This window comes from Candidatus Syntrophosphaera sp. (assembly GCA_019429425.1).
GTDB lineage: Bacteria > Cloacimonadota > Cloacimonadia > Cloacimonadales > Cloacimonadaceae > Syntrophosphaera.
Genome location: JAHYIU010000095.1, coordinates 1 through 8,466, shown reverse-complemented (window position 1 = coordinate 8,466; position 8,466 = coordinate 1). Strand labels below are relative to the sequence as shown.

6 protein-coding genes are annotated in these 8,466 nt (G+C 55.8%); 5 read left to right on the top strand and 1 reads right to left on the bottom strand.

Annotated elements, in window-relative coordinates; translation table 11 throughout:
- Window positions 1-752: 752 nt before the first annotated feature.
- From K0B87_08625 to K0B87_08615, 3 genes are read left to right on the top strand one after another with little or no spacing between them, the layout of a single operon-like run.
- Window positions 753-1,370 carry a L,D-transpeptidase gene (locus tag K0B87_08625; protein MBW6514802.1) on the top strand — a complete coding sequence of 206 codons (618 nt, stop codon included), beginning with the start codon at window positions 753-755 and terminating at the stop codon, window positions 1,368-1,370.
- Window positions 1,367-2,212 (top strand): cobalamin-binding protein, encoded by an 846-nt coding sequence (locus K0B87_08620; GenBank protein ID MBW6514801.1) that lies wholly within the window; start codon window positions 1,367-1,369, stop codon window positions 2,210-2,212. The genes K0B87_08625 and K0B87_08620 overlap by 4 nt, the downstream gene beginning before the upstream one ends.
- A gap of 10 nt (window positions 2,213-2,222) precedes the next feature.
- Window positions 2,223-3,143 (top strand): iron ABC transporter permease, encoded by a 921-nt coding sequence (locus K0B87_08615; protein MBW6514800.1) that lies wholly within the window; start codon window positions 2,223-2,225, stop codon window positions 3,141-3,143.
- Between the two features lie 470 nt (window positions 3,144-3,613).
- Here K0B87_08615 and K0B87_08610 read toward each other — a convergent pair whose 3' ends face one another.
- Window positions 3,614-3,787: a zinc-ribbon domain-containing protein gene (locus tag K0B87_08610; protein ID MBW6514799.1), complete on the bottom strand. Its 174-nt coding sequence runs from the start codon at window positions 3,785-3,787 to the stop codon at window positions 3,614-3,616.
- A 445-nt stretch (window positions 3,788-4,232) separates the two neighbouring features.
- Here K0B87_08610 and K0B87_08605 point away from each other — a divergent pair, with 445 nt between their 5' ends.
- Both K0B87_08605 and K0B87_08600 read left to right on the top strand, forming a co-directional pair.
- Entirely contained in the window at window positions 4,233-8,027 is a 3,795-nt protein-coding gene (locus tag K0B87_08605) for a T9SS type A sorting domain-containing protein (protein ID MBW6514798.1), read from the top strand.
- Between the two features lie 198 nt (window positions 8,028-8,225).
- Window positions 8,226-8,466: hypothetical protein (locus K0B87_08600; protein MBW6514797.1), on the top strand; the 241-nt coding region annotated here is incomplete at its 3' end.

The window sequence follows — 8,466 nt, the reverse complement described above, 5'->3', positions numbered from 1 at the left end:
AATCAAATTCACGACCTTCAGCATCCAGTTGGAAAGGTGAAAGAAAGCCGATCCACCCACGATCAGTTGCATGGTGCCCATTGTGAACACCAGCAACAGCACAAGCACTATGATCAGCGTGACGCTGTCCAGAGATTTCTGCGAGATCAAGCCTCCTCCCCGCGAAAACTTTTTTTTACCCTATCGGGCGGCTTCGGGATATTGTCAAGATTTATCCGTCGCAGGGGAAAGTCGATGGGGCCATTTAGCTGACAACCCCCGCGGCGGGTTGGGAAATCGGATCTGAGGCGTAGGCAATGGAATCATTGTTGGCGGCAGTTGTCAAACACGAATCACTATTTTGGCGTATTTATATCCTTCATTTGAATGGCTTACAATCCATGTTGATAACATCATTCTTCCTGCAAGCCTTTCTTTCTGCCAGACAGATAGTTGCCTTTTCGCTCTCCTTATCATTACGGTGTCAATACGGACTCACTACGGACTTTGTCCGTAATGAGTCCGTATTGACACCGTAATGATAAGGGGAGCCATGGGGGACGGAAATTTGCAGAAGACGAGTTGAGCGAGGCGGGACGCGAATCGGCGGCAGAGGGGTGGCCGGGACGCGCAGAAAAAAGCAGTTGACAAATAGGTTGAGCGCTTAGTCTTGCATTTAGGGACGCGCTTGCACTCCTGGCGGCCCGCAATTATTGAAGAAGAGGTGAGAATTGAGGACACAGGCCAGCGTCAGGACCTTGGCAACGTTCATAATGCTCTCGTTTGCGATCTGCCATATCCAGGCCCAGAGCCTCGGAATGGAAGGCCGGGAGGAGACTTTCGTGGCGGACAGCCTGTTCATTTTTGGGCAGGTCGTCCACGTGCTTCCGGACCAAACCGACCTTGATCTGGCCTGGCTGGAGCGCGGTCCCCGCAACATCACTTCGGGCTACTACATCATCATCCGCAAGAACCAGAACCTGCTTTGCCTCTATAAGGACGGCATCCTCGTTAAGCTGTATCCCGTGGCCACGGGTAAAAACCGGGAGGATAAAGACGGAAATGAGGATTTCGCCACGCCGGAAGGCCATTTTCGCCTCAAGCGGGTATTTGATTCCACTGATTGGATCTACGTTCCGCCGGACAAATCCGGCGAGTTCAAAGACGTCTATGGGCCCTGGTATTTCTCGGTGGATGTGCGCAGAAACTTAAGTTTCAGCGGCAGACACTGGACCGGGATCGGCATCCATGGAACCAACGCGCCAGCTTCGATAGGCCAGCACATTTCGCCGGGCTGCATCAGGCTCCACAACCGGGATGTGCGGGAATTGAAGCAGGAACTGGACCGGATCGGCGACCTGAATCTGGTCCAACTGGACATTTTGCCGTGAAAACATTGCGAAGCACAAGTTTATTGGCGTTGGGCCTGATCTTGTTATCAGGCCTGCTTTCCTGCGCGGAGGGCCCCAAATCGGGCCCCGGTATGCGGATCGTGGTCCTTTCTCCCGAAGTGGCGGAGATCATAGCCGCGCTCGGGGCCGCTGATGAAGTGGTGGGAATAACCGAGGAATGCGACTTTCCGCCTGAACTGGCGCAAAAACCGAAGGTGGGGAATTTCGGCGCGGTGAAGAGAGAGGCCATTCTCGCCCTCAAACCAGACCTGATCTTCACTTCAGCCCTGGAACAGGAGGCCCTGACCCAGGAACTGCGCAAACTGAAGCTCCCGGTTCAGCAGATCTATCCGCAAAGCCTGGCCGACCTGCCCCGCTCGGTGATCAAAATCGGGGCTTTGATCGGAAAACAGGAAGAAGCGCGGATATTGGCGGACAGCCTCGAAACGGCCATCCGGGAGATCCGGGCTCTGGCGGTGGGGAAAAATCGGCCCAGAGTGTATGTGGAGATCTATCGCGATCCGTTGATGAGCGTTGCGGACGGGTCATTCGTAGGCGAATTGGTCGAAACCTCGGGCGGGGACAACATTTTCAGCAGGCTGGAGCGTGATTATGCCAGGGTCGACGCGGAAGACGTGGTTGCCGCCAAGCCCGACATCATGATCTGCTATTCCCAGGACACGCTGGCCAATATCCTGGCCCGCAAAGGCTGGCAGGATATTCCCGCCATCCGGGACAAGCGGATCTACTTCGAGGCAGACATCGATCCGGACTGGATCTTGCAGGCAACTCCGCGCTCCATCCTGGGGATGCGGAAACTGCAGGAGATCATGTGGCAGTGAGGCACTCAAAGTGAAGCCTGTGAAACTCTTTCCTCTGCTCCTGATCCTGCTGGGACTGCTGGTTATTGGGACCGCCCTGTTCAGCGGCACATCTGACCATAATATCATCTGGCAGTTGCGTTTGCCCCGCGTGCTGCTGACCCTCATTGCCGGGATAAGCCTGGCCGGGATCGGTTCGGTCTACCAAATGATGCTGGCCAATCCGCTCGCGGAACCGTATATATTGGGAATCTCCTCCGGTTCGGCGTTCGGCTCCATCCTTTTCGGAGTGCTCGGCCTGACACTGTTGATGCCCCTCGGAGGCTTCATCGGAGCGGGTGTGACGCTTTTGGTGGTGTGGAAGCTGGCGCAGAAAAAGGGCAGTTTCGATCGCAGCCGGCTGCTGATCTCCGGAGTGATCGCCGGGATGTTTTTCGCGGCGGGGATCTCGCTGATTATGTACCTGTTCCAGAAAGATACGATGATCATCCTGGGCACCCTGATGGGCAACCTGGGGCGGGTCTTCACCCATGCAGAATGGCGCGTGTTTCTCGGTTTGACGGTGGTTTCGGCGGCCATATTGCTTAGATTGTATTTCCGCTCCACCGCTTTGGACATCATGAGCGGGGGTGACGTATACGCCGGCAGCGTGGGGATAAACGTGTCCCGGGTGCGCAAGGAGATCTTCATCCTCACCTCAGTGTTGATTGGCATCACGGTTTCCTATGCCGGGATCATTGGTTTCGTTGGATTGATCATCCCCCACGTGGTGAGGTTTTTCATCCCCTCCGGGCAAAAACGGGTCTATCTCTATTCCTTGGCCACGGGCGGCATCTTTCTGCTGGCCTGCGACCTGATCGCCAAAAACATCGCCGCCATCGAGCTTCCGGTGGGTGTTGTGACTGCCGCGATCGGTTGCCCCTTCTTCATGTGGCTGATGCTGAAAAAGTGATTGTTGGGGGCATGGTTTCACTGGTGAAACCTGGTACTGCCGTCATTCACAGGGGCAGAGAGCCCGCAGTGTTTTGTAAAAGCGGGATTGTTCATAGCAAGGCCGGATTGATCTGTTCAGCAACAAGCTCCAGTGGAGCTTCGCCAGTTGGGACGTCCGCGATCCCAGCTGCGCCATCCTGCTTCGCGCGTTATGCGTTAAGCGTCAGGCGTGAAGAGCGACCCGGCCCGGAAAGGGGAAACACAATTGCCAGAGAATTCCGTCCTCCGCAAACTTAACAGAAACCCCGTATACGAGAGTAAGCACAAGCCCCACAAGCGGGAACCCCAGGAAACCGGCATTCCGAAAAAAGGGGCAAAATGCCGGTAGGATAAGCTTCGAACGATTTCAATCAGGGCGGAAAACCCTCGCGCCATAGAAAACCGCCACCCCGTTGGGGGTGGCGGTGCTTCAAACGAGACTGCTGCTAATTAATAGGAGCGGTCGTTTCTGCCGCGGCCGTACTGCGACTTCTTTGCCTTGCGGCAATCGGGGCAGCGGGTGGGCTCGTTGGTGAAGCCCTTCTCTTTGTAAAATTCCTGTTCGCCTTCGGTGAACAAGAATTCCGCCGAGCAGTCTTTGCAAACCATTTTTTTATCTGGCATGGCGTTCTCCTTATGTTCTAGGACATCTGACATTCGGGTTTGAGGCAGTCCCAGTACTAAGGAAGATGCTCATGGAATGTATAGATCCCTGATTTCAGTCACCATGATTTAAAGGGCTGATATCTGTCAATGTTTATTTGAACATATATTTTTAACACGCCTGAAACTAAAGCTGGAGCTGGAACCACCCGGGAGCAGAATGGATGAATGGAGGTTCCCGAGGATCCAATAGCGACAAGTGATTTGGTGGATCGTTCGTGACCACCGGGATCCCCTTTCATATGACTTGTCCGTTTTTCTGGTCTTTCCGCGGTTTTCGCGTTTCGCCGCTCTCCCAATTCTCCGCTCCCTGCTGATGTTTTACAAGTTTTGGCACTGAAATTGCATATAAGGATATACAAAGTAATAACTAAAGCTAAAAACTGATAGAGAATAAGGAGAGGACATGAAGAAGTATTTCGTCATGCTCGCGATCCTCGGCCTGGTGGCATTGCTCGCCGGCGCCCAGGGATCCATAAAACTGGGAAACGCCCCCACCACAGTTGAACTAACCCGAAGCGGTACGGACGGCTTGAGCCTCCGCTACGGCATCGATAAACTGGATTTCCAGGAGGTCCAGACCCCGGAAGGGACCTTTGTTGACCTCTGGATAGCCCACTACGCCAGCACCAACGCCACTGGCCTGCCCAAACTGCCCTTGATGCGGCAGATCATCAGCGTACCTGAGGACGCCCAGGTGGTGCCAAGCTTCACGACCGTACTGCGCAAGACGATCAGCCTGCGGGAGGCGGGAGTTTATTATCCGCTGATCCCAAGGCAGGAATCGATCTCCAAAAGCACAGATCCCAGCACAGTGCCCTTCGTGGTCGACCGTGAATTCTATAATGGCGGCGCCTGGACCAGGGAATCCTCCATCCGGGCGGAAGAAATCGGCCACATGCGTGGTTATCGCCTGTTCGCACTTGATTTCGAGCCCATCAGATACAATCCCGCCAGCGGCGAGATCGAGGTGATCTACAGCGCGGAAGTGGAAGTCCGCTTTATCGGTGCCAACCACGCCGCCACCCAGGAACTGCGGGCGAGGACATTTTCCCCGGCCTTTGAGGGCACGTTGAGAAGCCTCCTGCTCAATCCTGAAGACAGCCGCGTTACACTGAACCGCTATCCGATGAGCTATGTGATCATCACCCCCCCGAACTTCGTGAACGCCTTGCAGCCTTTCGTGGACTGGAAAACGCGGGAGGGCTTCAACGTGATCGTGGCCACCACCACCCAGACCGGCACCTCCGCCAACCAGATCAAGGCCTATCTGCAGGGCCTTTGGGATGCCGCCACCACGGAAAACCCCGCCCCCTCCTACCTCCTTATCGTGGGTGACGTGGCCCAGGTTCCCGCAAACACTGGAACCACAGGCAGCCACGTGACCGACTTGACCTACGTTCGCCTGCAGGGAACGGATTTCGTCCCTGAAATGTACTTCGGCAGATTCTCCGCCACCACGGAGGCCGAGGTCACCAACCAGGTCAACAAGACCCTCATGCACGAGATGTACACCATGCCCAGCGACGCCTATCTGAGCGAAGTCGTGATGATCGCGGGAGTGGACGGCTATTATGCCCAGACCCACGCCAACGGCCAGATCAACTATGGCACCAACAACTATTTCAACCCCGCCCACGGCATCACTTCGCACACCTATCTGTACCCTGCCTCCGGATCTTCAGACGCCCAGATCGTCGCCGACGTTTCCGCGGGAGTCGGGTATGTGAACTACACTGCCCACGGCAGCCAGACCAGTTGGGCAGATCCCACCTTTACCATCGCCAACATCAACAGCCTTCAGAACACCAACGAATATCCTGTCGTGGTGGGCAATTGCTGCCTCACCAACGCTTTCAACACCGGTGTCTGCTTCGGCGAAGCCTGGCTACGCGCCGTCGACAAAGGCGCAGTCAGCTATATCGGCGGAACGAACAGCACCTACTGGGACGAAGACTATTGGTGGGGCGTGGGCTGGAAACCGCCTGTGGTGGGAACCGGATCGCCTTTCGTGCCTGGCCGCACCGGGGCTTATGACGCCATGTTCCATGACCATAACGAACCCTTCGCCGACTGGGGCACGAACGTCGGCGCCGCCACGTTCATGGGTAACATGGCAGTGGTCCAGTCCAACAGCAGCCGGATCAACTATTACTGGGAAATATATTCGATCATGGGCGACCCCAGCCTCATCCCCTACCTGGGAATTCCCGCCCAGAACAGCTTTCAGGCTCCGGACACTATGTTTATGGGCCTCGGTTCGCTGGATATCATCGCCGATCCCTACAGCTATGTGGCGATCTCCATGAACAACGTCCTCCACGGCGTTGGCCTGGCAGACGAGAACGGCAACCTTACCTTGAACTACATTCCCTTCGATGAACCCGGCACCGCCCAGATCGTGATGACGCGGTCCCTGCGCCGTCCCCTGATCGCCAACGTGCAGGTGGTCCCGAACGTGGGGCCATATGTGACGGTTAGCCCCATCACCGTGATCGACCCCAATTCCAACGGCATCGCCGAAGCCGGCGAGACCATTAGCATGGGCCTGACCTTCAACAACGTGGGCATCGAAACGGCCAGCAACCTGACCGTGACCCTCAGCACCGCCTGCGAGTACGTCACGCTTCTGAACAGCGTAGAAAACCTGCCGGATATCCCGGCCGGAAGCAATGTTACGCTCAACGACCTGTTCAGCGTGTTCATCAGCCCTTCGATCCCCGACCAACTCTTGGTTAGCTTCGATTTCAGCGTTAGCGACGGCAACAATGTGTGGACCTCCACCCGCAGCATCGTGGTCAACGCGCCCGACCTGCAATTCGGCAATGTAACCCTCTTTGACAGCAACGGCAATGGGTTCCTGGAACCCGGCGAGACCGTTTCCGTGACGGTGGACATCACCAACAGCGGACACATGCCCGCGGACAGCGGAACCCTGGATGTCGTGGTCAACAATCCCCTCGTGAGCGTGAACAACACCCATTTCATGCTTCCCGCGATCGGCATGGGCGTTACGGTCCCCATCAATTTCACAGTCACTCTCAGCCCGGACCTGGAAGATGGAGCGGTGATCCCCGTGGGCATCGCCGTCAGCGCCGGCCTGCAGAATATCAACCACTGCATCCTGCTGCCGATCGGCATCATCGGCGAGAACTTCGAAACCGGCGACTTCTCCAGTTTCCCCTGGCAGAACAACAGCCCGGTGCCCTGGGCGGTCGTGAGCGGCACGGACAATGCCTCCTCCGGAAACTACGGCGCTAAATCCGGACTGATCACGCACAATGCCTCCACCGAGCTTTCCCTGACCTTGAACGTTGGCGCGGACGGCAATATCAGCTTCTGGAGAAAAGTATCCTCAGAAGCGAATTACGATTTCCTGCGCTTCAGCATCGATAGCACTGAAATGGGCGCCTGGAGCGGAAATCAGGCCTGGGCTCAGTTCAGCTATCCCGTTTCCGCCGGCCTCAGGACCTTTAAATGGGTATATTCCAAAGACGTTTCCGTGAGTTCAGGCAGTGACTGCGCCTGGATCGACGACATCATCTTCCCGATGTCCGGCAGCGGAAACATCGCCATGATCTATGTTCCAACCGATGAGATCAGCTTCACGGGCGTGTTGCCCAACCAAAGCTATTCCGCGGACTTCATGGTGCGCAACCTCGGCAGCGTCGAGCTCAGCGGCATGGTCTCGGTGCCTTTGAACTTTGGACTTGCCTACAATGGCGTTCCGCTCAACAATGACCATAACTACAGCATCCCCGCCGGACAAAGCAGGACCTACACCCTCACCTACGTGGCACCGGACCCCACGGTGAATCTGGAGCTCGAGGTCATCATCACCTCGAACGATCCGATCGATCCAGCCATCATCATCCCGGTCCATGTGCAGGGAAGCCTGTCCAACGACGATCCTGGCATCCCCGCGATCACCGAACTGAAGGGCAACTATCCCAACCCCTTCAATCCTGAGACGGCCATCCGTTTCTCCACCAAAGGATCCGGACCGGTTAGCCTCAAAATCTACAACGTCAAAGGCCAGATGGTCCGCAACCTGGTGAACAAGGACCTCCCTGCCGGAGATCACAGGATCATCTGGAACGGCAAGGATGACAGCGGCAGGAGCGTTTCCAGCGGCATCTACATGTATCGCATGGAAACCCCGGACTACCACAAGACCCTGAAAATGATGCTGATGAAATAGCTTGAAACCGGGAAGGCGGCACCCTCGCGGCCCCGCCTTCCCCATTCATAAACGCTTGAGAGAAGGAATGATAATTTATATTGACAGAGAATTGAAGCTTCAATATTTTGTTTTTTTTGCAAGAGAAAACATGGACGTGGAAGCTCGCGCTTCGGCATCCAACCATATAATTTGCTAGATCCATCAATGGAGGAATCGATGAAACGATTGTTTTTGCTCATTAGCCTCGTTATGGCGCTGTTTGTGGCGCTTAACGGGGAACAGGTGACCGTCAGCGGTTACCAGAACGAAGTGCGCCTGCTGCAAAGCTCGCCCGGCAACATGGTGCTGGAGCTGACCCTGGGCCATTTCCTCACCGAGCCGGTCCAGATCAACGGCAGCACCTGGCACGAACTCAGCCTGAAAAAAGAAGGCATCACCCTGGAAGAGGGCTATCCCC